Annotated in this window: 24 protein-coding genes; 13 read left to right on the forward strand and 11 right to left on the reverse strand. The window is 64.3% G+C overall.

Annotated elements, in window-relative coordinates:
• The first annotated feature begins 105 nt into the window (after positions 1-105).
• From P0R31_RS09075 to P0R31_RS09120, 10 genes are all read left to right on the forward strand, one after another.
• The gene (locus P0R31_RS09075) at positions 106-720 is read left to right on the forward strand and encodes a ribonuclease D (protein WP_271543393.1); all 615 of its coding nucleotides are present in this window, start codon (positions 106-108) and stop codon (positions 718-720) included.
• A gap of 162 nt (positions 721-882) precedes the next feature.
• Positions 883-1,614: an LPS export ABC transporter periplasmic protein LptC gene (gene lptC, locus P0R31_RS09080; protein WP_275513776.1), complete on the forward strand. Its 732-nt coding sequence runs from the start codon at positions 883-885 to the stop codon at positions 1,612-1,614.
• Between the two features lie 5 nt (positions 1,615-1,619).
• Positions 1,620-2,324, forward strand: a complete 705-nt coding sequence (locus tag P0R31_RS09085; RefSeq protein ID WP_275513777.1) for an LptA/OstA family protein — start codon at positions 1,620-1,622, stop codon at positions 2,322-2,324.
• A gap of 223 nt (positions 2,325-2,547) precedes the next feature.
• Entirely contained in the window at positions 2,548-3,549 is a 1,002-nt protein-coding gene (gene lptB / locus P0R31_RS09090; protein ID WP_275513778.1) for an LPS export ABC transporter ATP-binding protein, read from the forward strand.
• Positions 3,550-3,639: 90 nt separating this feature from the next.
• A complete protein-coding gene (gene rpoN / locus P0R31_RS09095) occupies positions 3,640-5,277 on the forward strand; it encodes an RNA polymerase factor sigma-54 (protein WP_275513779.1) in 1,638 nt (545 codons plus the stop codon).
• 81 nt (positions 5,278-5,358) lie between these two features.
• Positions 5,359-5,964, forward strand: coding sequence for a ribosome hibernation-promoting factor, HPF/YfiA family (gene hpf, locus P0R31_RS09100; RefSeq protein WP_275513780.1), 606 nt, complete (start codon positions 5,359-5,361; stop codon positions 5,962-5,964).
• A gap of 229 nt (positions 5,965-6,193) precedes the next feature.
• The gene (gene ptsN, locus P0R31_RS09105) at positions 6,194-6,655 is read left to right on the forward strand and encodes a PTS IIA-like nitrogen regulatory protein PtsN (RefSeq protein ID WP_063681444.1); all 462 of its coding nucleotides are present in this window, start codon (positions 6,194-6,196) and stop codon (positions 6,653-6,655) included.
• 330 nt (positions 6,656-6,985) lie between these two features.
• Complete coding sequence (locus P0R31_RS09110; protein WP_275513781.1) at positions 6,986-8,287, forward strand: O-antigen ligase family protein; 1,302 nt, start codon at positions 6,986-6,988, stop codon at positions 8,285-8,287.
• On the forward strand, positions 8,284-9,303 hold the full coding sequence (locus P0R31_RS09115) for a glycoside hydrolase family 5 protein (protein WP_275513782.1): 1,020 nt from the start codon (positions 8,284-8,286) through the stop codon (positions 9,301-9,303). Before P0R31_RS09110 ends, P0R31_RS09115 begins: the two co-directional genes overlap by 4 nt.
• A 229-nt stretch (positions 9,304-9,532) precedes the next feature.
• Positions 9,533-10,372, forward strand: a complete 840-nt coding sequence (locus P0R31_RS09120; protein WP_275513783.1) for an outer membrane protein — start codon at positions 9,533-9,535, stop codon at positions 10,370-10,372.
• A 36-nt stretch (positions 10,373-10,408) separates the two neighbouring features.
• On the opposite strand, the gene P0R31_RS09125 is transcribed toward P0R31_RS09120, so the two are convergent.
• Complete coding sequence (locus P0R31_RS09125; protein WP_036009173.1) at positions 10,409-11,035, reverse strand: GNAT family N-acetyltransferase; 627 nt, start codon at positions 11,033-11,035, stop codon at positions 10,409-10,411.
• Positions 11,036-11,131: 96 nt separating this feature from the next.
• The gene (locus P0R31_RS09130; RefSeq protein ID WP_275513784.1) at positions 11,132-11,815 is read right to left on the reverse strand and encodes a TetR/AcrR family transcriptional regulator; all 684 of its coding nucleotides are present in this window, start codon (positions 11,813-11,815) and stop codon (positions 11,132-11,134) included.
• Between the two features lie 267 nt (positions 11,816-12,082).
• Between P0R31_RS09130 and P0R31_RS09135 the strand changes: the two genes are divergently transcribed.
• The 3 genes from P0R31_RS09135 to P0R31_RS09145 are packed head-to-tail and all read left to right on the forward strand — an operon-like array spanning position 12,083 to position 15,651.
• Positions 12,083-12,886, forward strand: a complete 804-nt coding sequence (locus P0R31_RS09135) for an SDR family NAD(P)-dependent oxidoreductase (protein ID WP_275513785.1) — start codon at positions 12,083-12,085, stop codon at positions 12,884-12,886.
• 38 nt (positions 12,887-12,924) lie between these two features.
• Complete coding sequence (locus P0R31_RS09140) at positions 12,925-14,055, forward strand: DUF5938 domain-containing protein (protein WP_036009171.1); 1,131 nt, start codon at positions 12,925-12,927, stop codon at positions 14,053-14,055.
• A gap of 57 nt (positions 14,056-14,112) precedes the next feature.
• Positions 14,113-15,651, forward strand: a complete 1,539-nt coding sequence (locus P0R31_RS09145; RefSeq protein ID WP_275513786.1) for an AMP-binding protein — start codon at positions 14,113-14,115, stop codon at positions 15,649-15,651.
• A 112-nt stretch (positions 15,652-15,763) separates the two neighbouring features.
• Here P0R31_RS09145 and P0R31_RS09150 read toward each other — a convergent pair whose 3' ends face one another.
• The 9 genes from P0R31_RS09150 to ugpB form a co-directional block, all read right to left on the reverse strand.
• Entirely contained in the window at positions 15,764-16,684 is a 921-nt protein-coding gene (locus tag P0R31_RS09150; RefSeq protein WP_275513787.1) for an FAD binding domain-containing protein, read from the reverse strand.
• Positions 16,681-19,368, reverse strand: coding sequence for a molybdopterin-dependent oxidoreductase (locus P0R31_RS09155; protein WP_275513788.1), 2,688 nt, complete (start codon positions 19,366-19,368; stop codon positions 16,681-16,683). Before P0R31_RS09155 ends, P0R31_RS09150 begins: the two co-directional genes overlap by 4 nt.
• Positions 19,365-20,027 (reverse strand): TetR/AcrR family transcriptional regulator, encoded by a 663-nt coding sequence (locus P0R31_RS09160; RefSeq protein WP_275513789.1) that lies wholly within the window; start codon positions 20,025-20,027, stop codon positions 19,365-19,367. The genes P0R31_RS09155 and P0R31_RS09160 overlap by 4 nt, the downstream gene beginning before the upstream one ends.
• 454 nt (positions 20,028-20,481) lie before the next feature.
• Positions 20,482-20,754 (reverse strand): DUF1150 family protein, encoded by a 273-nt coding sequence (locus tag P0R31_RS09165; RefSeq protein ID WP_007598581.1) that lies wholly within the window; start codon positions 20,752-20,754, stop codon positions 20,482-20,484.
• 50 nt (positions 20,755-20,804) lie between these two features.
• On the reverse strand, positions 20,805-21,230 hold the full coding sequence (locus tag P0R31_RS09170; RefSeq protein WP_035704151.1) for an Hsp20 family protein: 426 nt from the start codon (positions 21,228-21,230) through the stop codon (positions 20,805-20,807).
• A gap of 268 nt (positions 21,231-21,498) precedes the next feature.
• Entirely contained in the window at positions 21,499-22,587 is a 1,089-nt protein-coding gene (locus P0R31_RS09175; RefSeq protein WP_275513790.1) for a sn-glycerol-3-phosphate import ATP-binding protein UgpC, read from the reverse strand.
• A 6-nt stretch (positions 22,588-22,593) separates the two neighbouring features.
• On the reverse strand, positions 22,594-23,442 hold the full coding sequence (ugpE, locus tag P0R31_RS09180; protein WP_275513791.1) for a sn-glycerol-3-phosphate ABC transporter permease UgpE: 849 nt from the start codon (positions 23,440-23,442) through the stop codon (positions 22,594-22,596).
• Positions 23,442-24,323 (reverse strand): sn-glycerol-3-phosphate ABC transporter permease UgpA, encoded by an 882-nt coding sequence (gene ugpA, locus P0R31_RS09185; RefSeq protein WP_275513792.1) that lies wholly within the window; start codon positions 24,321-24,323, stop codon positions 23,442-23,444. The genes ugpE and ugpA overlap by 1 nt, the downstream gene beginning before the upstream one ends.
• Positions 24,324-24,370: 47 nt before the next feature.
• Complete coding sequence (gene ugpB / locus P0R31_RS09190) at positions 24,371-25,687, reverse strand: sn-glycerol-3-phosphate ABC transporter substrate-binding protein UgpB (protein WP_275513793.1); 1,317 nt, start codon at positions 25,685-25,687, stop codon at positions 24,371-24,373.
• Positions 25,688-25,928 lie beyond the last annotated feature (241 nt).

Consider the following 25,928-nt stretch of genomic DNA (forward strand, 5'->3'; position numbering starts at 1 on the left):
CCGTAAGGTCACGGCCGCCGCTTGCGTGACCTGTCGCGACTGGCTACATCGCGATCCATTCGACTAGCCTATGATATCGAGCTACCGATTCGACCCGAGGTTTTCATGACCGTACGCCTGCACCGCGGCGACCTGCCCGACCTGTCCCGCTACACCGGAGCGGTCGCGATCGACACCGAGACCATGGGGCTGAACCCGCACCGCGACCGGCTCTGCGTGGTGCAGCTCTCGCCGGGCGACGGCAGCGCCGACGTGGTGCAGATCCCCAAGGGCCACACCGACGCGCCGAACCTGAAGGCGCTGCTCGCCAATCCGGCGGTCACGAAGATCTTCCATTTCGCGCGGTTCGATATCGCGGTGCTGTACCAGACCTTCGGCGTCATGACCGGGCCGATTTATTGCACCAAGATTGCGTCCCGCCTGACCCGCACCTACACCGACCGCCACGGTCTCAAGGACCTCGTCCGCGAGGTGCTCAACATCGACCTCTCCAAGCAGCAGCAGTCCAGCGACTGGGGTTCCGACAGCCTGAGCGAGCCGCAGCTCGCCTACGCCGCCTCCGACGTGCTGCATCTGCATGCCTTGCGCGAGCGGCTGGACGCCATGCTGGTGCGGGAAGGCCGCAGCCAGCTGGCGCAGGCCTGTTTCGACTTCCTGCCGACCCGCGCCCTGCTCGACCTCCAGGGCTGGGCGGAGGAGGACATTTTCGCGCACTCCTGAAGGCGCCGCGGCGGTTCGCCCCGGGGTTGCCGCCCCGTTTCGGACACTTTCGTAACGGCCTGTCGCCGGCTGCATATTTGGGCGGCACCGGATAGAATGGGGTGCCCCCCTCGACCGGACAAGGCGAGCGATACGTCAGGAGACAGGTAAGCAGGAACCCCGGTGAATTCGGCCCAGAACCCCACCTACGACGCCGCGCTTGCGGCGAAGTTCGCCAGCGCGGCGCGCCACAGCCGCCTGGTGCGGATTCTGCGCATCGCGGTCCCGGGTGCTGTGGTGCTGTCCATGGCTGTCATCATCGGCGTCTCGATCTTCAATCCGTTCCGCATGCTGATGCCGAAGCTGCCGCTCGACTCCGGAAATCTCGTGGTGTCGGGCACCAAGATCACGATGGAATCGCCGCACCTCGCCGGATACACGCCGGACCAGCGGCCCTACGAGCTCTGGGCCAAGACCGCGACGCAGGACATCACCGATCCCGATCACGTCGATCTCAATGACCTGCGTGCGAAAGTGCTGATGGAGGATCAATCGACCCTGTTCCTCGATGCCCGCACCGGCCGCTTCGACAACAAGCAGCAGCAGCTCGATCTGCGCAAGGATATCTTGCTGCGCACCTCGACCGGCTACGAGGCCCGGCTGAACTCAGCCTTCGTCGACATGGGCAAGGGCACGGTCTCCTCGGACGAGCGCGTCGACGTCAAGCTGACCAATGGCACGCTGAGTGCGGATCGGCTGCGAATTACCGAAGGCGGTGACGTCATCCGCTTCGAGGGCAATGTGGTGATGCACCTCGACAAGCTCGACGAGCCCGCCGCGACGCAGCCTGCACCACCCGAAGCGGCGCCGACGAAGACACGCACGCCTCAGAACAAGTCTGCCAATTCGAAGTGATCTTCATGATGACCTGTTTTCCGCGTGACGTTTCTGTCAGCAAGGCCGCGCTCGCTATCGGCCTCGCGCTGCTCGTCACGGGTGCGGCCCTTGCGCAGAGCACGATGCAGGGTGTGCCCAACGCGATGCAGGGTTTTTCGCAGAACCGCGATCAGCCGATCCAGATCGAAGCCGCCTCGCTCGAGATGCGCGACAAGAAGAAGGAGGCGACCTTCGCCGGCAATGTGAAGGTCGTGCAGGGCGACACCACCATGACCTCGAAGACGCTGGTGGTGTTCTACGAGTCCGGCGGCGACAAGCCGGCCGCGCCGCAGCCCGCGGCGAAAGGCGCGAAATCGGTGCCGATGCAGTCGGCGCAGCCGGGTCCGGGCGGCAGCTCCTCGATCAAGCGGCTGGAGGCGCGCGGCAATGTCGTGGTCACCCAGAAAGACCAGGTGGTGACGGGCGAGACCGCTGTGTTCGACACCAAGACCAACCTCATCACCATGCTCGGCGGCGCGGGCGGCCAGGTGGTCCTGACGCAGTGCAAGAACGTGCTGCGCGGTGATCGTTTGATGGTCGACATGACCACCGGCGTGTCCCGCGTGGAATCCGACAACGGGCGGGTGCAGGCGCTGCTGCCGCAGGGCGGCAGCAATGATTGCGGCCAGGGGGGCAAACCCGGCGCGGCGCCGCCCTTGCAATTGCCCGGCGCAAGCAAACAAAAGTGAATTCAACAACTTGGATCGGGTGCTCCCGATCCGAGGTTGAAGCTTGGCGAGCGAGCCTGTATCTAGCGCACAGGGCTTTCGAAGCGGGGTCCGCCGCTTTTCGGGCGTGTTTCACTGGGCATGAGACATTCCTTCACCCATGCTGCGTCGGCCAATCGCTCAGGCTGGCGCGACAGATCGCGCGGATTTCGCGCAAGACGACGCCAAAGGCTAGAAGGCGGGGATGGTCGATCTCTTCAGCATGTTCCGTCGGCGCCCCGCCAAGCGCGGCCGGCCAGGATTTGCGCGTCAGGACATCACTGCGCTCGGTGACAGCGTCGGCGGCCTCGTGCCCAGCCCTGTCAGGGACGCGCCGATTGCCCGCGACCAGCCCCGCGCCCCCGACCAGTTCCAAGGCGACTATGAGGCCGACTATCAGGCCGAGCCGCGTCCGCAGGCGGCTCATCCCGTCCGCACGGCTGCCAGGTCCAACGGTGCCGGCGGACCGCAGCTGTTAAAGCGGCCCGGATTCCTGGCTGTGCATAGCGTGGAAAAGGCCTTCGGCAGCCGGCAAGTGGTGCGCGGCGTCAGCATCTATGTTCGCCGCGGCGAGGCCGTCGGCCTGCTCGGCCCGAACGGCGCTGGCAAGACCACCGTGTTCTACATGATCACCGGCTTGATCAAGGCCGATCGCGGCGCGATCGAGCTCGACGGCCACGACGTCACCAAGCTGCCGATGTATCAGCGCGCCCGGCTCGGCATCGGCTATCTGCCGCAGGAAGCCTCGATCTTCCGCGGCCTCACCGTCGAGCAGAACATCCGCGCCGTGCTCGAAGTGGTCGAGCCCTCGCGCAAGAAGCGCGAGCAGCAGCTCGACTCGCTGCTCGACGAGTTCAACATCACGCGGCTGCGCAAATCACCGTCGATCGCTCTGTCCGGAGGTGAGCGCCGCCGCGTCGAGATCGCGCGGGCGCTGGCGACGCGGCCGAATTACATGCTGCTCGACGAGCCCTTCGCCGGCATCGACCCGATCGCGGTCGGCGACATCCAGGATCTCGTCCGCCATCTCACCAACCGCGGCATCGGCGTGCTGATCACCGACCACAATGTCCGCGAGACGCTCGGCCTCACCGACCGTGCCTATATCGTCTATGCCGGGGAAATCTTGACGGAGGGAACTCCGGATGAGATCGTTGCCGATCCGGACGTGCGCCGCCTTTACCTTGGCGAGGAATTCCGCCTCTAGCCCTTTTTTCCAATTCGTCAAGACGTGTACATCGGGCTGAGACTAGGATAAGCAAAAATCGGACCAACTTTTGGGATCGGTTCTTGCTTCATGGCGCTTACGCAGAGATTAGAGTTCCGGCAATCGCAGTCGCTGGTCATGACGCCGCAGCTGATGCAGGCGATCAAGCTGCTGCAATTGTCCAATCTCGATCTCACGACCTTCGTGGAAGAGGAGCTCGAGCGAAACCCGCTGCTGGAACGGGCCAGTGACGAGGTCCCCGCGGGCGAAGCTCCGGCCGAGGCCGGCAGTTACGGCGATTCCGGGGGCGGCCAAGGTGACGGTCATGGCGATGGCCAGGGCGAGGACGGCTTCGGCGGCAACGCGGAAGGCTTCGAGCCGGGCCAGGAAGAATGGATGAGCAAGGATCTCGGCACCCGCGCCGAGATCGAGCAGACCCTGGACACCGGCCTCGACAACGTCTTCTCCGAGGAGCCGGCCGAGGCGGCCGCGCGCAACGCCCAGGATGCCGCGCCGACCACCTATACCGAATGGGGCGGCGGCGCCTCCGGTGACGAAGACTACAATCTCGAAGCTTTTGTCGCGGCCGAGACGACGTTGTCGGGCCATCTCGCCGAGCAGCTCTCGGTTGCCTTCACCGCGCCCGCGCAACGCATGATCGGCCAGTACCTGATCGACCTCGTCGACGAGGCCGGCTATCTGCCGCCCGATCTCGGCCAAGCCGCCGAGCGTCTCGGCGCGTCGCAAGCCGAGGTCGAAAGCGTCCTCGCCGTGCTGCAAAAATTCGATCCGCCCGGGGTCTGCGCGCGCTCCTTGAGCGAATGCCTGGCGATCCAGCTGCGCGAGCTCGACCGCTACGACCCCGCGATGCAGGCGCTGGTCGAGCATCTCGATCTGCTCGCCAAGCGCGACATCGCGGCTCTTCGCAAGATCTGCGGCGTCGACGACGAAGACATCGCCGACATGATCGGCGAGATCCGCCGCCTCAATCCCAAGCCCGGCATGAAGTTCGGCTCTGCGCGCCTGCAGACCATGGTGCCCGACGTCTATGTCCGCCCGGGTCCCGACGGCGGCTGGCATGTCGAGCTCAACAGCGACACCTTGCCGCGCGTGCTGGTCAACCAGACCTATTATTCCGAGCTGTCGAAGAAGATCGGCAAGGACGGCGACAAGTCCTATTTCACCGATGCCTTGCAGAACGCGACCTGGCTCGTGCGCGCGCTCGACCAGCGCGCCCGCACCATCCTGAAAGTGGCGACCGAGATCGTGCGCCAGCAGGACGGGTTCTTCACCCATGGTGTCGCCCATTTGCGCCCGCTCAACCTGAAGGCCGTCGCCGACGCCATCCAGATGCACGAATCCACGGTGTCGCGCGTCACCGCCAACAAATACATGGCGACCAACCGCGGCACGTTCGAGCTGAAATATTTCTTCACGGCCTCGATCGCCTCGGCCGACGGGGGCGAAGCGCATTCGGCGGAAGCGGTGCGTCACCACATCAAGCAGCTGATCGATTCGGAGGAGCCCTCCGCGATTCTGTCGGACGACACCATCGTGGAACGCTTGCGCGCCTCGGGCATTGATATTGCCCGCCGCACGGTCGCGAAGTACCGCGAAGCCATGCGCATACCTTCCTCGGTGCAACGCCGCCGCGACAAGCAGAGCGCTCTTGGCAACGTCCTCTCTACCGCCTTGTCCGATCGCTCCCGCAATCCCGAACCGGCCTGATTGCGCTGGCGCCAAATCGCGCTACTCTCGATGCCCCATCGAGACCGATCCAAGCTGGGCACCAACCAAGCGAGGCATCACATGACTCTCAGAATCTCGGGAAAGAGCATCAGCGTCGGCGAGGCGCTGCGCGGCCGCGTTGCCGAGCGCACCGACGAGGTGCTGCGCAAATATTTCGACGGCAATTATTCCGGCCACATCACGCTGAGCAAGGACGGCTTCGGCTTTCGCACCGATTGCGCCCTGCATCTCGATTCGGGAATCACGCTGGAAGCCGATTCGAACGCACCGGATGCCTATGCCAGTGCCGACCAGGCGCTGGTGATGATCGAGAAGCGGCTGCGGCGCTACAAGAACCGGCTCAAGGACCGCTCCGCGCGCAAGGCCCATGCCGCCTCCGAGGCGATGGCCGCGCTCGACGCCACCAGCTATGTGCTGGAAGCGCCCGGAGAGGGCGAAGAGGAAGTCGCCGGCTACAGCCCCGTCATCATCGCGGAGCAAACCACGTCGCTGAAGCGGCTCTCGGTCAGCGAAGCCGTCATGGAACTCGACCTCAGCGGGGCACCCTGCCTGGTATTCCAGCATGGCTCGTCCGGCCGGGTGAACATCATTTACCGCAGGGCGGACGGAAATGTGGGCTGGATCGACCCGCCGGGCGCCAAGGTGGACGGCCAGGCCGGTGGCTAGGCCCGTCAGCCGGCGCCCGTACCATCCCGTCCTTAACAATGACGGGGGCAAAGCTGCACGCGGGAGTTGGCACCGGGATTGCGTTGGAGTAGAAGCCCCCCACATCTGGGCCTGGCGGGGTTTCGGGCTAAGTCCCCCTCCTGCTTCATGTTATTGACGCCGGCCGGGCTTGGTCTATCAAGCCGGCCAAATCGGAACCTGACGGTTTAATTCACCTCGGAAAGCTTCCATGCCGATTACCGATCTGGTCGCACCCGAGGCGATTCTCCCGGCATTGAAAGTCAACAGCAAGAAGCAGGCCTTGCAGGAGCTTGCGGCCAAGGCCGCTGAGCTGACTGGGCAGAACGAGCGCGCGGTGTTCGAGGTGCTGCTGCAGCGGGAGAAGCTCGGCACCACCGCGGTCGGCTATGGCGTCGCCATTCCGCACGGCAAGCTGCCCAAGCTGGAGAAGATCTTCGGCCTGTTCGCGCGGCTCGATCGTCCGATCGACTTCGAGGCAATGGACGGCCAGCCGGTCGATCTCGTCTTCCTGTTGCTCGCCCCCGAAGGCGCCGGCGCCGATCACCTCAAGGCGCTCGCCCGCATCGCCCGCCTGCTGCGCGACCAGGACATCGCCAAGAAGCTCCGCGCCTCGCGCGATGCGCAGGCGATCTATTCGGTGCTGGCGCTGCCGCCGGCAACGGCGGCGTAACCTTCCGTCCTTCGATCGTGTCTGGCACCTGATTGTGAGGGCAGCGTCCCGTCATGCCACCTTGATCTCAAAGGTAGAAGGTAGGACAATCTTCCCGCTTGAGACGCACGGCACATTGGGCGGCGCCAACATCCGCTGAGAGCCGTTCGAAGCTGTGGACTGAGCGGACGTGACTGGGAATGGAATGACGCCGTTGCGCCTCGCGGCCACGGCGGGAGAACGGCCCTGGGAATCAGGCCTCGACCGGCCGATGCCCGCGGCAGGCGCGCGTGCGAAGGCGCCCGTGGTGCGCGGTGAGGCAAGATTCGCCGTGCGTCAGGCGGTCAGTTCATGACCAGCCTGCACGATTCCGAGGAGGACGACAGCGCGATCTGGCAAGCGCCCGGCGTCGGCGTGGAAAAGCTCGCCAGAATCGTGATGCGCGGCTCGATCACCGTCAACGTGATCGCGTCGATGGGTGTCTTCAACCCCGCGCTGCTGCCCGCAGAATGGAGCTTCGTGCAACAGGCCGTTGCGCTCCTGATGTGGGTCATCCTGATCTACGCCAGTGCCTTCGTGCGTCCCTGCCTGCGCGTGCAGCCCAATCCCGATTTCATCGCGCTGGTCGCATTCTACGCTCTCGCCGCTGTTTCCGTGCTCTGGAGCGGCCTCGCCACCGCGGCGATCATGAAGAGCGCGGCCCTCGTGATGACGACCTTCGGTGCGTACTGCCTCATCACGCGGATCGACATCGACGAGATCGTCGGAGCGACGGCGCTGGGGCTCTTCATCTTGGTCGCCGCCTCGGCCCTGTGTGCGGTTCTCGTGCCCGAGATCGGCGTCGATCAGAGCTGGATGCACAACGGCCAGTGGCAGGGAATCTACGAATCGAAGCAGACCCTCGGCTTCATCAGCGCCTATCTGATGTTCTTTGCCTGCTATCAGAAGATGACAGGCCAGGGCTGGACGGTTTTTCTGCTGACGTTTCTCCTGGCATCGACATGCGTCATCGCCTCGGAATCCCGTGGTGCCGGTGCCGTTGCAATTGCCGCCGGTGCACTGCTTATGACCTCGCTATGGTCGATCCGCTGCATGAGGATTTACGCGGCGCTGCCGGTCGTCATGTGCATCCTGGCTGCGCTCCTGATCCTGTATTTCTATGTCACGGGCTACGATTCCATCCATCTCGGCGAATCGACCATCAATCTGACCGAGCGAACCTTCATCTGGCAGTACGCCATCAGCCATTTCGACGATGCGCCGCTGCTGGGCTTCGGCATCAACGGGTTCTGGACTCGCCCTGCGATTTACGACTATTTCAACCAGAACCACGGCTGGGTGCTGGACAATTATCATAGCGGCTACATCGCGGTGGCGATGGAAACGGGATTCCTGGGATACGTGCTGTTCGTGGCGAGCGTCTATCTGTTCTCGGAAAAGGTCCTGTACCTGATCGCCACGCGGTCGATCGACCGTCGCCACTGCGCTCTCATCATCGGATTCGTCGTCCTCAGCTTTCAGTCGAATTTCACGGAGACGATGTTCCTTCGCTCGACGATGTTCACCTCGGTGCTGCTCGTCGCATTCTTCTTCGCGGTGTGCAGGCCGGTGTCGCAGCAAAGGCCTGCAGCAATGATGGGGCAGTCAGGATGAATGCCATCTGCGTCCGCTGGGCTGTAACTCTCGGTCTCGCATTGACGCTCTCCGTGCTTGCAATCTGCTCCCCGGCAGTGGCAGCCGGACAGGCCGCGTCCGCTCCCCCAAAATTGGGACGCGGCATCAACATCCTCGGCTATGACGGCATTTGGGAGGGAGGCCGGAACGCGCCATTTCGTCTCGACAACCTCACCGCGATCAGGCGCGCCGGGTTCTCGCACGTCCGGATCAATTTCTTCGGCTTCAAGTTCATGGACCCGGAGAATGCGCTGGATGAGATCGTCTTGAGGCGGCTCGATGCCGTGATCGAGGAGGTGCTCGCCCGAAATCTCATCCCCATCCTGGACGAGCACGATACCCATATCTGTCAACGCGACGTCTCCGAGTGCGCCGGGAAGCTGAAAGCGTTCTGGACGCAAATCGCCGCGCGCTATGCCGGAAAATATCCGAGGCTCGTCTTCGAGGTGCTCAATGAGCCGGGCGGGCAGATGACGTCCGCCGCCTGGAACGCCCTTCTGAACGAATGTCTCGGCATCATCCGCGCCACCAACCCCCGGCGGACGGTGATCGCCGCGGTTCTCAACGTCGACGAGATGCCCGTCGAGGACCTGGTCCTGCCGTCAGATGACCGAAGCATCATCGTCACGTTTCACTATTACGCGCCGATCCGCTTCACCCATCAGGGCGCACCGTGGTCGCCGACGTTCTCGCAAATAGGCCCGCTTGATTGGGGCACGCCGGAGGACGAACGGAAGGCGCGCGCCGATTTCGACAAGATCCGGTCCTGGTCCGAACGGGAAAAGCGTCCGATCTATCTCGGCGAGTTCGGCGTGTACGAGGCCGCGCCAGCGGAAGCACGGACGAGGTATCTGTCGTTCGTGGCGCGAAGCGCGGAGCGGCTCGGCTGGGCCTGGGCCTATTGGCAATTCGACCACGATTTCGCAGCCTTCGACAGCGCGCGTCAAAGCTGGAAGCCGGAGATCATTCGGGCGCTGATCCCGGCGGCGCGTTGAGGCGGGGGCGTGACCTGAACTCAGCCGCGCCGGCGTGAAGCCATCCGACGATCGGATAGTTCAGCCTGGAGCGCCGTCATCAAGCCTGAGGCGCCGTGTTGCGGCGCGTTGTGTTCAAACAGTACCGAATTACCAAATGTGTTGGAGTGTTGCTGCCCGAATACAGCGTGCGGAAGCCGGCCAATGTACCTTGCCGGAGATTTCTATGCTGATTTGCTTTGGGTGATGAATGAAACGACTGCTGCTGGCGACGTCGGCTCTGATTATCGCAGGCTCTGCTCAAGGTGCCGATCTGGGAGGTCGTCCCTACACGAAAGCGCCGGTTGCGGCGGCCGCGCCTTTCAGTTGGACCGGCTGCTATATCGGGGGTCACGTCGGCGGCGGTGCGAGCCGAACGGGCTTCACGGATCCCGGCATCGGAACGGGGGCGGTCATCGCGCCTGCAATGACCATAGGCAATGTGCCTGGTGATCGCATTGGGGTAAACGGAGACGTCGGAGTTGTCGGAGGCATTCAGGCTGGTTGCGACTACCAATTTGCCAGCAACTGGGTGATCGGGATTGCCGGCGATTTCACGGCCACCGATCTTCACGGCACCGCCAACGATCCCTTCTTTGCCGGAAAGGCCGGTGCGCCCGCCACTCTGTCGAGCCGCACCGACTGGGTCGCCAGCGTCACGGGTCGAATCGGCTACACATGGGATCGCTTCCTCGTTTATGGCAAGGGCGGCGTCGGGTTTGCGCATGACCGGTACAATCTGAACAATTTCGCAACGATTGGCGGCTTCGCTTGTCCTGGTGTGGGATTCCTCGTTTTTGAGCCGTGTAATTCCAGCGCCAGCACCGATCGTGTCGGCTGGGTGGCAGGTGCCGGTGTCGAGTGGGCCTTCGCCCCGAACTGGTCGGCCTTGATCGAGTACACTCACTACGGCTTCGACAGCAAGCGCGTGGGGTTCACCAATCCAGTCGCCGCCACCACCGCGTTGATCGATATTCGTCAGGACATCGATATCGTGAAGGTAGGCATCAATTATCGGTTCGGCGGGTCACCCGTCGTCGCGAAGTACTGATTGATCGCTTAAGCAGACAAAGGGAGCGGCCGGGGCTCAACCTCGCGCCGCTTCCATGCGATTCACGATCCGCTGCCCGATCGGGCTCTTCAACCAGGCCTGGAAACCGGGCCGGTCCCAGATCATCCGACGCAATACCAGAAGCGATCCATCCGTATGCGATCGCACCGGTTTTTCGGGTTCGGGCTCGAGCGTCCATCCGAGCTTCGACAGATATTGAATGGTCGTCTGATTGCGCTCCAGCACGAACGCGCGGATGCGGCTCAGCTTGAGATCGTCGAACACGAACCTGAGCAGCGGAATGAAGGTGTTCACCGTCGCTCCGGCATTGCGGTGTTCCTTTTCTCCGATCACGGCGCTGACGAGCGCCTCGCTCGCCGCCGCGTTGATGTCGAGGCGGATGAAGCCGACATGGATGCGGCTGCCGCGCTCGAATATCCCGAGCAGGAGCCGTTCGCGCTGATCGAAGGATTTGATGTAGTCGGCGATCTCCGCCTTGGTCATCGCGCGCGGTGACGTGTTGAGGACATGCACCGTCCAGGGATCGGACAACCAGTCCGCCCAGCGCTGCGAGGCGTCATCGCGCTTGATGGTGCGCAGAAAATAGCGCCCGGCCGGAAACCACAATTGCTGCTTGGGCAGACGTTCGACTTTCGGCGGCATGCCGCATCTAAGCAGTTTCGAGTCGGACGATCAATTTGGATGGCGCAACGTGCAGGTCTCGAGCGGCGACGTCGTCGTGAGCGCCGCTTCCGCGCTTCAGCAGATCGTCGGCAGCAGGCGCCGGACTTCGTCGAGCAGTTCGGGAACCGCCCTCTTGTCACCCGCGAGGTGCTTGAGCAGCGCGCTCTGGAACAGACCGTCAAACAGCGCGTAGAGCGCGCCTGGCGACGACGCCGGCCGCTTGCCGCCGAGCTCGGCATAGCGCGAGGCAATGCGCCAGATCATCGCTTCCAGGCTCTTGTCGATCTCGAGGACATCCTTGCGAAACGCCGCCTCGAACATCGCCTGCGAACGCAAATCGTACCAAAGCCGGTGCATGCGGGCTTCGTTCTGCAGCGTTGCTGCGAGCTTGGCGAGGAAGCCCTCCGTCAATTCGTCGCGGCTCGTCGCTGTCGCGACGACCTCGTCATAGCGCGTCACGCACTTGGCCTTGTAGTGGCGAACGCAGCAGCAGATCAGGTCGAGCTTGTCGCTGAAATAATAGTGGAACACGCCGTGCGTGAACGCCGAGTTCTGCGCGATCTCTCGCAGGCTGGTCCGGGCGAAGCCGAGCTCTCCAAGCGTTTCGAGCGCGGCCTCGGCAAGCTCGATGCGTCGCGCGTTGAACTTGTCGTCCCGCACGATCTCCGCCACGGCCTCTCGCTTCGCCGCCCCTGTCGCTTGCCGCGCCATCGTCGCGCTGTCTCCCGTCTCTTGGTCACCGATCACGTCGTCGGTCATCGTCTACAGACCATCCTCTTTGACAACTGTCAAATTTTTTCCTTGACAACTGTCAAGTTCCGGGAGGAGTGTGCGCGCCAAGAAATTTGGACAGTCGTCAAGACGTCAGCAAATGGAGGAAATGCACCCACCGGCGCCGCGCCGCCGGAACGGACTCGCATGCCGTTGCGCATGCCGCGCCGGCACCGTGCTGCCAACGCAGCACGCACCGATCATCAGCGAACAGATCAGTCCAACAGATCAGTCCAAGCAAAGGGAGGACGTGCGATGAGTGAGAAGAGTCTTGATGGCCGCAAAGCCCTGGTCACCGGCGGAGCCCGCGGGATAGGAGCCGCTATTGCAGAAGCATTGGCGCACTCCGGTGCGGCGGTCATGATCGGCGACATTCTCGATGACGTCGGCAAGGACAGCGCCGGCCAGATCGCCAGGCTCGGTGCGAAGACCGGCTTCGTGCATCTCGACGTCACCGACGATGCGCAGTGGGAGAAAGCGACTGCTGCGACGATAGCCACCCTCGGCGGCTACGACATCCTCGTCAACAATGCCGGCATCGAGATCACGTCGCTGGTCAGCGAGATCAGGGCCGAGGATGCCCGGCGGATGTGCGACGTCAACATCGTCGGCACCGTGCTCGGCATGAAGCACGCCTTCCGCGCGATGCGGCCGGGCGGAGCGGCGGGCAAAGGCGGCGCGATCGTCAACATCGCTTCCGTCGCGGCGACGATCGCCTTCCCGAGCATCGCGGTCTATTCCGGCACGAAATCCGCGGTCGATCGCATGACACGGGTCGCTGCGATGGAGGCCGGCAAGCTCGGCTATGGCGTGCGCGTCAACTGCATCTATCCCGGCTTGATCCCGACCGACATGGGCCTGCAGCTGGCCAACGACATCGTCAAGATCGGTCTCGCGCCCGACGTCAACGCCGCAGTCGCCTCGGTGGTGGAGCAGACGCCTCTCGGCAAGCTCGCGGAGGTCGGCGACATCGCCAATGCTGCGGTGTTCCTGTGCTCGAACGAAGCGCGCTTCATCACCGGCATCGGACTGCCGGTCGATGGCGGCATGGGAATGTGAGCTGCAAACCCGACAACGAACATTTCGGAGGAACGAGAATGAGCGCGAAGAAGCCCGTCATCGTCTATGGCGCGTCCGGCTACACCGGCCGGCTGGTCTGCGAATACTTACGCGAGTACAACATCCCCTTCATCGCCGCAGGGCGCAGCGCGGAGAAACTCAACGCCGCAATGAAAGCGAACGTGGCCGGTATCGAGACCGCCGACTACGAGGTGGTGGAAGTGCCGCACACCGTGAGCGCACTGACGGAGTTGTTCAACGGCGCCTCGGTGGTGCTCAACACCGTGGGCCCCTTCGCCCGGTTCGGTGCCGAGGTGGTGCAGGCCTGCTGGGCGTCCCGATGCCACTACACCGACACCACCGGCGAGCAGGACTGGCTGATCACGCTCGAGCAGGAATGGGGCACGAAGTTCGCCAATGCCGGCCTGCTGCTCGCGCCGGGCATCGCGCAGATGTACACCACCGGCGAGATCGCCGCGCAGCTGTGCCTGGAGACGCCCGGCCTCGACACGCTCGATATCGCCGTGTTCTGGGGCGGCAGCCCGACCATCGCCTCGACGCAGACCATCCTGGTCAACGCCGCGATGGCCAAGGCCTACTATCTGGAGCAGAACAAGTATGTCGAGCATCAGGTGGATGCCGGTCTCTACAACCTCGCCATCCCCGGCCAGCATGAGCTCGCACTGGCGCTGCCCTGGGGCGGCACCTCGCATCCGGTGTGGTTCAAGCGCGATCCGCGCGTCGCCAACGTGAAGGTGCTGGGCGGCGTGTTCAACCGCGCGCTGATGCTGGGCGTGCCGCAGATCGTCGCGGCTGCGCTGGACGCGACCAAGGACATGAACCCCGACGACCGCTACGCCGCATTGGCGCAGACCGCCGCCGGCGTGATGAACACCATGCCGCCGCGCGAGAACCCGCGCGTCAACAAGTCGCTGGATTCGGTGCATGCCTCTGGCCCGCTCGGGCGCGCGCACTGCGTCATCAACGGCAACAGCAATTACAAGCAGACCGGCTTGCTGCAGGCCTATGCCGCGGCGCACCTGCTGCAGCAGCCGCCCAAGCGCGTGGGTTTCGCCTCCGGTTGCCAGGCGTTCGGTCACCACGAGCTGCTCGGCCAGCTGCGCAGTTTCGGGCTCGTCAGCAGACCGATCCTCACCGTGCACGACTGAGCAAGATCGCGGGTGGCGCGGTCGCGTGCCACCCGCCAGCCGTTTCGGGGATTGGCCATGCGCTTAATCGATTACCTCGACAAAGGTGCCTCGCTCGGCGCTGATGCGCCGTGCCTGACCATGGACGGTCGCGATCTCAGCTATCGCGAGGTGCAGCAGCTGAGCTACCGCGTCGCGCGCGGGCTCGCGCGATCGGGTATTGCTGCCGGGGAGAAGGTCGCAATCCTGTCCGGCAACGATCCGGTCGCGTTCGCATGCGTGTTCGGCATTTCCCGTGCGGGGTCGGTCTGGTGCCCGATCAATCCGCGCAACGAAGCCGCCGAAAACCGGCTCATCCTCGATCAATTCGACTGCAGCCTGCTGCTGTTTCATTCCAGCTTCGCGCCGATGGTCGAGGCGGTGCGCGCCGAGCTGCCCAAGCTGCGCGTCCTCGTCTGCCTCGATGCCGAGTTGCCTTTCGCGCCCTCGCTCGACAGCTGGCTCGCGGGCCTCCCCGACGACCGGTATCAACGCGAGACGGTCGACGATCTCGCGATGCTTCCCGGCACCGGCGGCACCACCGGAAAGCCGAAGGGAGTCATGCTGTCGGGCCGCAACATCGAGGCCATGACGGCGCTGACGCTGATGGGCTATCCCTTCAGGGGTCGTCCGGTCTATCTCGCGCTCGCGCCGTTGACTCATGCGGCCGGTGTGCTGTGTTTCCCGATCATGACGCTCGGCGGTCGCATCGTGATCATGCATCGCCCCGACATCGCCGAATTCCTCGATTTGATCGAGTGCTACCATGTCACGCACACCTTCCTGCCGCCGACATTGATCTACATGCTGCTCGATCATCCCAGGCTCGACGCCGCGAAGCTCGGGTCTCTGCAATGCTTCTGGTACGGCGCGGCGCCGATCTCGGCCGCGCGGCTTGCGGAGGCGCTTCGACGCATCGGGCCCATGGCGCAGTTGTTCGGTCAGACTGAAGCGCCGATGATGATCTCGATGATGGCACCGGATGAGCATTACAATGCCGATGGCACGATCGCGATGGAGCGCCTCGCCTCGACGGGGCGGATCAGCCCGTTGGTGCAGGCCGGCATCATGGATAGCGACGGCAATTTGCTGCCGACCGGTTCACGCGGCGAGATCGTGGTTCGCGGCTCGCTGGTGATGCAAGGCTATTACAAGAATCCCGAGGCCACGGCGGAGGCCTCCGCGCATGGCTGGCACCACACCGGCGATATCGGCTACATCGACGACGATGGCTACCTCTATATCGTCGATCGCGCCAAGGACATGATCATCACCGGCGGGTTCAACGTCTACTCGATCGAGGTGGAGAACGCGCTGCGAGCGCATGAGGCGGTGCAGGATTGCGCCGTGATCGGCCTCGCCGACGAGAAATGGGGTGAGCGGATCGTTGCCGTGGTGCAGCCCCGTGCCGGCCAGAGCGTCGATGCGACGGCGCTGGCGGCCTTCGTCAAGCGGCGGATCGGCAGCGTCAAGACACCGAAGCAGATCGAAGTCTGGGACGATCTGCCGCGCTCCAAGGTCGGCAAGGTGCTGAAGCCGGATATCCGTGCGCGGCTGGCAGGTCGCTCAGGCGGCTAGAGCGTGATGGGTGTAGGTCGAAATGATCGCCACGGGCTTGGTGCAACCTCTCCCGCTTGCGGGAGAGGGAGTGCACTTATGTTGCAGCAATCAAACCAAATCTCATCAGGCTCTAGTCCGAAAGCCGCTCCAGCACGTCGCGCACCAGCCCTTGCAGGAGATCGAGCTTGTAGGCCGTCATCGGCAATGGCTTGGCACCCGAGCTCGCCGCTTTCGCCGCTTCTGCGATCGATGCCGCATTGGCAGTCTTGCCACTGAGCAGGGCTTCCACGGCGGTGAGGCGAAGCGGCACGGGCGCGACGCCGCCTGCAGCGAGACGCACGAAGTGAAACTTGCCGCCGGCGATCACGACGCGGGCGCAGAGTTCCACCAGCGGCCATTCCGCATGGGTCCGGCTGATCGCCCGCTTGTAGGACGCGCGTTCGCCATCGAGCGGAGCAGGAAGCGCAATGCTCTTGATCATCTCGCCTGCTGCGAGTGTATGATCGGCGTGCGAGACCGAGCCGTCGCCGAGCAGGCCGGCAATCGTCAATCCGCTGCGCCGGTCCGTGGTGATGGTCGCGTCATAGGCGAGCAGAGCCGCCGCCATGGTCGAGGGATGCGGCGCGACGCAGTCGCCGAGATCGAAGGCAACGCCATAGAGATGATTACCGGAACGGGCAGGGCAGGTGCTGCCGCCTTTCTTAAGGCAATCGATGTCGGCCCGGCGGAAATACCAGCAGCGTGAACGCTGCGCGAGATTGCCGCCGAGCGTTGCAACCTGGCGCACCTGTGGCGTGGCGAGCCCTTGCGCGCTCGCCGCAAGTCCGGGATAGGCGGCGGCGATGCGCGCGTCCGTCGCGATCATGGCGATGGTGGTCAGCGCGCCGATCTGGGCTGCTCCGTCGGCGCCCCAGGCGATCGTCTTGTCGCCGGTGGCCGAGATATCGATCAGCATTCCCTGCGACACGCCGCTGCGGCGGCGTTCGCTGAAGTCGGTGCCTCCGGCGCGGAATTCAGGCGTGGGATTGGCGGTCATGACGGCGACACTCATGCTGCAGCCCTCCCTTTCAGCGCGGCCACAAGACGATCGGGCCGGAACGGAATTTCGGTCAGTCTCACGCCGATCGCATCGCGGATGGCGTTGGCGATCGCGGGCGAGGTCGGCACGGTGGCGACTTCGCCGATGCCGACGCTGCCGCCCGGCACATGCTCGAAACCGGCCTCGTCGAAATGCACGTCCAGTTTCGGCATGTCGGCAATTCCCGGAATGCGGTAATCCTCCATGCTGCCGCTCAGGACGTGGCCGCTCGAAGGATCGGTCTCCCGCGACTCATAGAGTGCGTAGCCGATGCCCTGGATCACCGCGCCCGCGGCCTGGCTTCGCGCCAGCGCAGGCGCGGCGAGCTTGCCGACCGCGAGGCCCGTATAGGCGTTGAGCACGCGCACATGGCCGAGCCAGGTATCGACCTCGACTTCCATCACCTGCACCGAGCTCGGCACGCCGGCGCCGACCACCATGTGGTTCATCAGACGCAGCACCCAACCGAACACCCGGCCCATGATGCCCGCCTCGTGCAGCGCGGGCCTGACGCCGGGCGGCGGCTTGCCGTCCTCCTGGCGTTTCGCCGACACTGAGATGTCGGGAGAAGCCGCGATCATCTCGCGCCACGGCGCGTTCGAGCCCGGAGCAGGTGTGCGAGACGCGGTGCGCCTGATTTCCGCTTTCAGCTTGTCGATGGCGAGCAAGGTCGGCGGCACCACCGAGGCGGTGACGCGGCTGCCGCCGGAGCCCGGTCCGCGGGGCAGGCTGGAGCGGCCGATGCGAACGTCCACATCCTGCGGCTCGAGATCGAACGCCCTCGCGACCGTGTTCGCGATCACACTGCGCGTGCCCGTGCCGATATCCTGTACCGCGCAGCTGGCGACGATGCGGCCGCCCTTGATCGCGAGTTCGACCGAGGAGCCGGTCTGCCAGAGATAGAGCCAGTAGCCGGTGGCGACGCCGACGCCGCGCCGGTAGCGGCCGGTCTGCGCGGCGGCCGGCTTGCGGCTCTTCCAGACGTCGAGGCCGGCGGCCCAGTCGTACAATCGCTGGCGGTTGGGATCGGGGTCCCAGAGCTTGCGCAGCTGAATCGGATCCATCTTCATGCGCAGCGCCGCTTCGTCGACTGCCTGCTCCAGCGCAAACGACATCGGCGGACCGCCGGGGCCGCGGAACGGCGCGCCGGGCGGCAAATTGCTGAGCACGTCGAAGTCGACGAGCTCCTTTGCTTCGGCCGGATAGATCAGCCGCGCCAGGCCCGCGATCAGCGAGTTGACGGCGGCGCCGGTATCGGCATGGGCGGTGAGCGACAGCGCCTTGAGGCGGCCTTCCGCCGAGGGCAGCAAGGACAGCTTCAGCTCGGCGGCCGGACGATAGCCGGCGACGGAAAGCTCCTCTTCACGATCGAAGGCGACACGCACCGGCGCCTTCGCGGCGCGCGCAAGCTCGATCGCGGCGATGGTCTCCAGCCCAACGCTGCCCTTGGAGCCGAACCCGCCGCCGACATGATCGGCGATCACACGCACCTTGTCGTGCGGAAGGCCATAACGCTTGGCGATCTTCTCCATGCTCTCGTGAATGGCCTGGGTCGAGATGTGCACAATGAGCTGATCGCCGTCGAACCTGGCCACGGCGGCATGTGGTTCGAGGCTTGCGTGCTGTTGCGTCGAGACGCGGAAGGTTTCCTCGACCAGCAGCGGATTGCGTTGCGCCCGCGCCTCGTCAAGCCAGCTCCTGGCCTGCTTGGCCTTTTGCGAGAACGGCGCCGAAGGCCCGCGCACATTGCCCTTCCACGACACCGGAGCGCCGCCGGCGCCCTCGGACACGTTGCCGGCACGCTTGCGGTCCTTCTTTTCGAACACGATTGGCGCATCATCGCGTCGCGCTGCATCGAGCCCGATCACCGCGGGCAAAGGCTCGGGCTTGAAGGTGATCGCGGCGATCGCCTTCAGGGCGGTGCGGCGATCCTTGGCCGCGACGGCTGCAATCGGCGCGCCGACGAAGCGGACCATGTTGTCATCGTCGAGCAGCGGAACGACCGCGGCAACACCGGCAATGGCGCGCGCCGGCGCCAGATCAAGCCCGGTGATCCTCGCATGCGCGACGTGCGCGCGCAGGATGACGCCTTCGAGCTGGCCGTCATGGTGGATGTCGACTGTGTAGCGGGCGAGGCCCGTCACCTTGTCGCGGGCTTCCAGCCGCGGCGCGATCGGCTCGTTGCCGTCGAAGCGGCCTGAACAAGCCTCCGCCACCGCGCGAAAAATGCCTTCATAGGCGCCGCAGCGGCAGAGGTGTCCCGACAGCGCGGCGGCGATGTCCTCGCGCGAGGGTGTCGCCGCGCCCCTGGTCGCGCGCCAGTCGTCGTGGAAGGCGGCGGCTTCGACGACGAAGCCGGGCGTGCAGAAGCCGCATTGCAGGGCGTCGTGCGCCATGAACGCCTTCTGCACCGGATGCAATCCGGCCGCTCCGACGCCCTCGATGGTCGTCAGCGATTTGTCGGCGGCCGCCTGCGCCGGCAACAGGCAGCTCACGACGGGCGTGCCGTCGAGCAGCACGGTGCAGGCGCCGCAGACGCCGGAGCCGCAGACGAGTTTGGTGCCGGTGAGGCCGCCATCGCGGATCACGTCGATCAGGAGCGCATCCGGATCGTCGGGTAGCGCCAGAGGCCGTCCATTGATGGTCGTAGCGGTCATTTTCGAACTCCCGTTTTGCGGTGGGACTTCTTTGCGGACGGCGCCATCGCGCCGGCGATCAGCATGCGCAGCATGGTCTCGAGCTGTTTCAGGAACGCGTCGACCGGCTGCAGGGCAGGGAAAGCGGATTTGGTGCCGTGGACCGCCATCTCGACGCAGCGCGCGAGCTCGCGCACCCTGACGCCGCTTTCGAGGTTGAGCTTTCGCTTGCGGCACACTCGCGCGATCGTGGCTGCGATCTCCTCAGTGAAACGGTTGGAATAGCTCTGGTAGAGGTCGCGCGCCTGCGCGAGGTGCTCGGAAAACAGCTCTTCGGTGTGGGGCGAGTCCTTGAGCGAAGCGAGCAGCGACTGCATTCGCGCGCCGATCTCGGCGACCAGGATGTCGGCAAGCTCGAGGCCCGCCTCTTCCGCCGCCTTCGCGGCCGCGATTTCGGCAGCGAGCCCCTGCGCGTAGATCCGCTCGAGCACGGCGCGAAACAACGCCTCCTTGGAGGCGAAGTGATGATAGAGCGCTTGCCGAGTCAGTCCGGCTTCCTCCGCCGCCTGCTCGATCGAGGAGCGGCGGAAACCGTGGCGACGGAACACGCGCAAGGCGGCGTCGAGGATCCGGTCCTGGGGAGGGGCCTTGGCCTGCATTTTGTCAGATTTGACAAACACGACTGAAATGTCAAATCACGGATTGATGACGGCCTGGTGTGCGCATGAGCCAAGGGCGCCCCGCGCGCACGGGCGGGGGCATCGCATATGGATTTCAAGATTACCGTGGGCTTGCTCCGCCTCTCCCGCTTGCGGGAGAGGCCGACGCGCTCGCAGAGCGCGGCGGGTGAGGGCTCCCACCGCGCAGGGACATGCTCGGCAAACTCTCGACAACCCCACCGTGGAGACACCCTCTCCCCCAACCCTCCCCCGCAAGCGGGGGAGGGAGCCGAGTGCCGATGCCGCCGGATCGTGGATGCCATATGCGAGTGCATGCCCGCACGCGGGCGGGGACATCGCCGAATTTCCGTTGGCTGGCGATGGCGACGCGAAAACATCACGTCTCAAACGAAAACGGGCACGCCTTCTTGCGAAGGCATGCCCGCTTGAAACCCTATTCGTGCGACGCGCGCGCTTAGTGCACGCTCACCGCTTGCAGCTCGTTGCTCCAGGCGTTGGCGATTGCAGCCTCGCGGCTGTCGGTCAGCATGATCGGCGTGCCGTCGGCGGCGTGGAGCGCGAAAAGCTTGAGGCCCGGCGCGATCTTGGGCGCCTCGGGGAACAGGCCCGGCACGTCCTCGGAGCGGATCTGCTTCACATAGGCGATATGGCCTTCGCCCAGGGTTGCCAGCGTCTCCGGAGAGACGTTCTTGGCTTCGTATTCGAACGCAACGTGACCTTCACTCATGGTCTCGACTCCTCTGGAACACTAAGCGGTCGAGTCCGCTACTCGTTCCATTATTCGTGCTCATTGATAGCGATTGTCTTAACGATCCTCTCCGGTTCTGGCCGGGCCAGATCGATCGACAACAGCCCGTTCTTCAGATCCGCACCCAGCACCAGCATCCCCTCCGCCAGCACGAAGGTGCGCTGGAAGTGGCGCGCGGCGATGCCGCGATGGATGTATTGCCGGGTCTTGTCGTCCTGCTGCCGCCCGCGGATCACGAGCTGGTTTTCCTCAATGGTTACATCGAGTTGGTCGCGGGTGAATCCGGCGACTGCCAGCGTGATGCGCAAACGCTCGGGCTGGCCGTCCGAACCGCCGCACCTCTCGATATTGTAGGGAGGGTAGCCGTCGGCGCCTTTGACGACGCGGTCGAGCACGCGCTCGATCTCGTCGAAGCCCAGCAGAAAGGGACTGGAGAGCGTTGGAACACGAGACATAGTTTACAAAGTCCTCTCGAAGCGACTTTGGTGCATCAGGGCCCGCGAGCGGCACCCCTTGATCAGCAATATGGGCATGTTCCCCTGTGGGTTCAAGCAGGTAGCGGGGGAGGCTGTGGACGGGCCACTTTCCGCCATCGCCCGAATGCCTGGTTCGTCATGGTTGGCATGACGCTTCGTGAGAGGCGATTTATCCCAACAAAAACAAGCCCCCCTTCTACTGTGCATGGGGTTGTTTTCGCACTTTTGTCGTCGGGCCCGGAGCCGCTCAGCCATTAAGCCGCGTCCGCCCGTCGTCACTGAACAGATGCAGCTTGGCCCGCACCGCCGCGACCCGGATTCTCGCGCCGATGGCGGGCGCTTGGGTTCCGGGAATGCGGACGATGACCTCGCCGGGCGGCAGCTCGCCGGGCGTGGCGGCGACGCGCTGGTCCTCCTGCTCGCGCGAGCCGTAGACGAAGGTTTCGGCGCCGACGCGCTCGATGGCTTCGACGGTGAGCGGCAGCGCGACGCCCCCGGCCGGCGTCTCGTCGGTGATGACGAAATCCTCCGGGCGGATGCCGACGATACCGGCGTCGGCAGCATTGCTGCCGGCGAGCTGCGACCGGATCTCCTCGGGTCGCGTCGACATCAGGTTCATCGGCGGTGCACCGATGAAGGAGGCCACAAAAGTCGTCGCCGGCTTCTCGTAGATATCAAGCGGATTGCCGACCTGCTCGACCTGGCCACCGTTCATCACCACGAGAATGTCGGCCAGCGTCATCGCCTCGAGCTGGTCGTGGGTGACGTAGATCGACGTCGTGTTGAGCCGGCGCTGCAATTTGCGAATCTCGACCCGCATCGCGATGCGCAGCTTGGCGTCGAGGTTGGAGAGCGGCTCGTCGAACAGGAACACCTTCGGCTGGCGCACGATGGCGCGGCCCATGGCGACGCGCTGGCGCTGGCCGCCGGAGAGCTGGCGCGGCTTGCGCTCCAGCATCGATGTGAGCTCGAGGATGCGTGCGGCCTCGTCGACGCGGGTCCTGATCTCGGCTTCCGCCATGCCACGGTTGCGCAGGCCATAGGCCATGTTGTTGTAGACGCTCATATGCGGATAGAGCGCGTAGTTCTGGAACACCATCGCGATGTCGCGGTCGGCGGGCTCTACTCCGTTGACGATTCGGCCGCCGATGTCGATCTCGCCGCCGGTGACGGTCTCCAGCCCCGCGACCATGCGCAGCAGCGTGGACTTGCCGCAGCCGGAAGGGCCCACCAGCACGCAGAACTGTCCGTCGCCGACATCGACGTCGACGCCCTTGATGGCCTCGAAGCCGCCGGGATAGGTCTTGCGGACGCTGCGCAGGGTGACGTTAGCCATAAGTCTCTACTTCTCCGTCTCGACCAGGCCGCGCACGAACAATTTCTGCATCACGACGACGACGAACACCGGCGGCAGCATGGCCAGCACGGCGGTTGCCATCACGATCGGCCATTCGGTCAGCGCGTCGGTGGTGGTGATCATCTTGCGGATGCCGATCTGGATGGTCTGCATGTCGTCGCGCGTGGTGATCAAGAGCGGCCAGAGATATTGATTCCAGCCGAGAATGAACAGGATCACGAACAGCGCCGCCATGTTGGTGCGCGACAGCGGCAGCAGCGTATCCCAGAAGAAGCGGAAGGGGCCGGCGCCGTCGATGCGCGAGGCTTCCAGCAGTTCGTCCGGCACGGTCATGAAGAACTGGCGGAACAGCAGCGTCGCGGTGGCCGATGCGATCAGCGGCAGCGACAGGCCGGCATAGCTGTCGAGCATGTGCAGATCGGCGACGATCTTGTAGGTCGGATAGATACGGACCTCGACCGGCAGCATCAAGGTGATGAAGATGAGCCAGAAGATCGACATCCGGAACGGGAAGCGGAAGTACACGATCGCATAGGCCGAGATGATCGAGATCGCGATCTTGCCGAGCGCGATCAGCAGCGCCATCACCAGCGAGTTCAGCATCATGTTGCCGACCGGCTCGCGGGTCGAGCCGCTCGTGCCGACGAAGATCGTCTGGTAGTAGGTCTGGAAGAAATGACCGCCGGGCAGCAGCGACATCTGCCCGTTGGCGATCACCGCGTTGTCCTGGGTCGACGCCACGAAAGCGAGATAGACCGGGAAGGCGACGATCGCGATCCCGATCCAGAGGATGACATGGGCAATGTAGCGCCGAAAGCCTTCTTCCTCGACCATCAGTAGGTCACCTTGCGTTCGACGAAGCGGAACTGGATGCCCGTCAGCACGATCACCATGATCATCAGGATCACCGATTGCGCCGCGGAGCTGCCGAGGTTTCCGCCGAGCAGTCCGTCGGTATAGACCTTGTAGACCAGCGTCTCCGTGGACTTGCCCGGACCGCCGCGGGTCATGGTGTCGATGATGCCGAACGTGTCGAAGAAGGCGTAGACGATGTTGACGACCAGGAGGAAGAAGATGGTCGGCGACAGCAGCGGGAAGATCACGGTCCAGAACCTGCGCATCGGGCGGGCGCCGTCGATCGCAGCCGCCTCGATCACGCTTCTGGGGATGCTCTGCAGGCCGGCAAGGAAGAACAGGAAGTTGTAGGAGATCTGTTTCCAGGCGGCGGCCAGGATGATCAGCGCTGCGGCCTGGTCGCCGTCGAGCAGCGGATTCCAGTCGATGCCGGCTGCGCGCAGGTAGCGCGAGAGCACGCCGAGCGAGGGATGCAGCATGAAGATCCAGAGCACGCCGACGACCGGCGGCGCCACCGCATAGGGCCAGATCAGCAGCGTGCGGTAGAGCATCGAGCCGCGTAGCGGCTTGTCCGCCATCACGGCCAGCAGCAGCGCGAAAGACAGCGACGAGACCGCGATCGCGAACGAGAAGAAGAAGGTGCGCAGGATCGCCTCGAAATAGGCGCGCTCCCTGAACAGCTCGATGTAATTCTCGAACCAGACGAAGCTGGTCGACAGGCCGAAGGCGTCCTGGAGCAGGAAGGACTGGATCATCGCCTGCAAGGCGGGCCAGTAGAAGAAAATCAGGACGATCGCGAGCTGCGGCGCAACCAGCGCGTAGGGCAACAGCTTCGATTGGAAAATGGCTTGCTTTTGCATGATGCCTGGGGGCGGCAGGCCGGTTGACCGGCCTGCCGCTTGTCGCCTTACTTCACGGCGGTCTTTTCGAACTGGCGCAGCATGGTGTTGCCGCGCTCGACGGCCGCGTCCAGCGCCTGCTTGGCGGTCTTCTTGCCGGCCAGGGCCTGCTCGATCTCCTCCGCCCAGACGTCACGGAGCTGCACCATGTTGCCGAGGCGCAGGCCGCGCGAGTTCTGGGTCGGCTCCTTGTTGGTCAGCTCGAGCAGCGGGGTCTCGAGATAGGGCTGGTCCTTGTAGAAGCCATCCGCCTTGGCCTTCTCATAGGCCGCCTTGGTGATCGGCAGATAGCCCGAGGCCTTGTGGATGTAGACCTGGCGATCGGTGTCCGAGAGGAAACCGAAGAATTTGGCGACGCCCTTGTACTCGTCGGCCGACTTGCCGCCCATCACCCAGAGCGAGGCACCGCCGATGATCGAGTTCTGCGGCGCGCCCTTGGCGTCCGGGTAATAGGGCATCGGCACCGCAGTGAAGGCGAACTTGGCCTGCGCCTTGACGTTGCCGAAGAACGCGGACGAGGTCAGATAGAGCGGGCATTCGCCCGACGTGAAGCGGCCTTCGCCGGTGTTGGTGCGGCCGGCATAGTCGTAGGTCTTGTCCTTCTGGAGCTCGACCAGGTTTTCGAGATGCTTGACCTGGAGCGGCCCGTTGAATTCCAGCACGGTGTCGAAGCCGTCGAGGCCGTTGGCCTTGCTGGCGAGCGGCACGTTGTGCCAGGCGGAGAGCTGCTCGAGATTGACCCAGGTGACCCAGGAGTTGGAGAAGCCGCAGGTGGCGTGCCCGGCCGCCTTCAGCTTCTTGGCGGCGTCGAACACTTCGGGCCAGGTCTTCGGGATCTCGACATTCGCTTTCTTCAGCGCGTCGAGATTGACCCACATCACCGTCGAGGACGAGTTGAACGGGAAGGACAGCATCTCGCCCTTCGAGGTCGAGTAATAGCCGGTGATCGCGGGCAAGTAAGCCTTCGGATCGAACTTCTCGCCGGTCTCGGCCATCAGCTTGTAGACCGGCTTCACGGCGCCGGTCGCCGCCATCATGGTGGCGGTGCCGACCTCGAACACCTGCATGATGTGCGGCGCGTTGCCGGCGCGGAACGCGGCGATGCCGGCGTTCATCGTGTCGGCGTAGTTGCCCTTGTAGGTCGGGATCACCTTGTAGTCGCTCTGCGTGGCGTTGAAGTCGTTGGCGAGCCTGACGATGACGTCGTTGTTGGCGCCGGTCATCGCGTGCCACCACTGGATTTCGGTCACCGCGAGTGCCGGCGAGGCGCCGAGACCAACCGTGAGTGCGACAGCCGCCGCTGCGCCATAATGTCGAAGAGCCATCAAGAAAACCTCCCTTGCCCGTCACTAAAGAAGCGCTTGCGCTAGCAGCGCCATATGACGTTCACATGACTGTGTAAGCGGGAGAAACGAAAGCAGCAAGCGCGGCCAAATGGGAAGTCGTCAAATAGGCCAAGACCGGAGCGGTCAGCCAACTCCGTTCGCGCTGCACATGCGTGCGCGCGCCGCAGTGCGGCATTGGTTGATGTGAAGCTGGCGATTAGCCGCGGGCTCAGAAACCTCT

The organism is Bradyrhizobium yuanmingense (genome assembly GCF_029167105.1).
GTDB lineage: Bacteria > Pseudomonadota > Alphaproteobacteria > Rhizobiales > Xanthobacteraceae > Bradyrhizobium > Bradyrhizobium yuanmingense_A.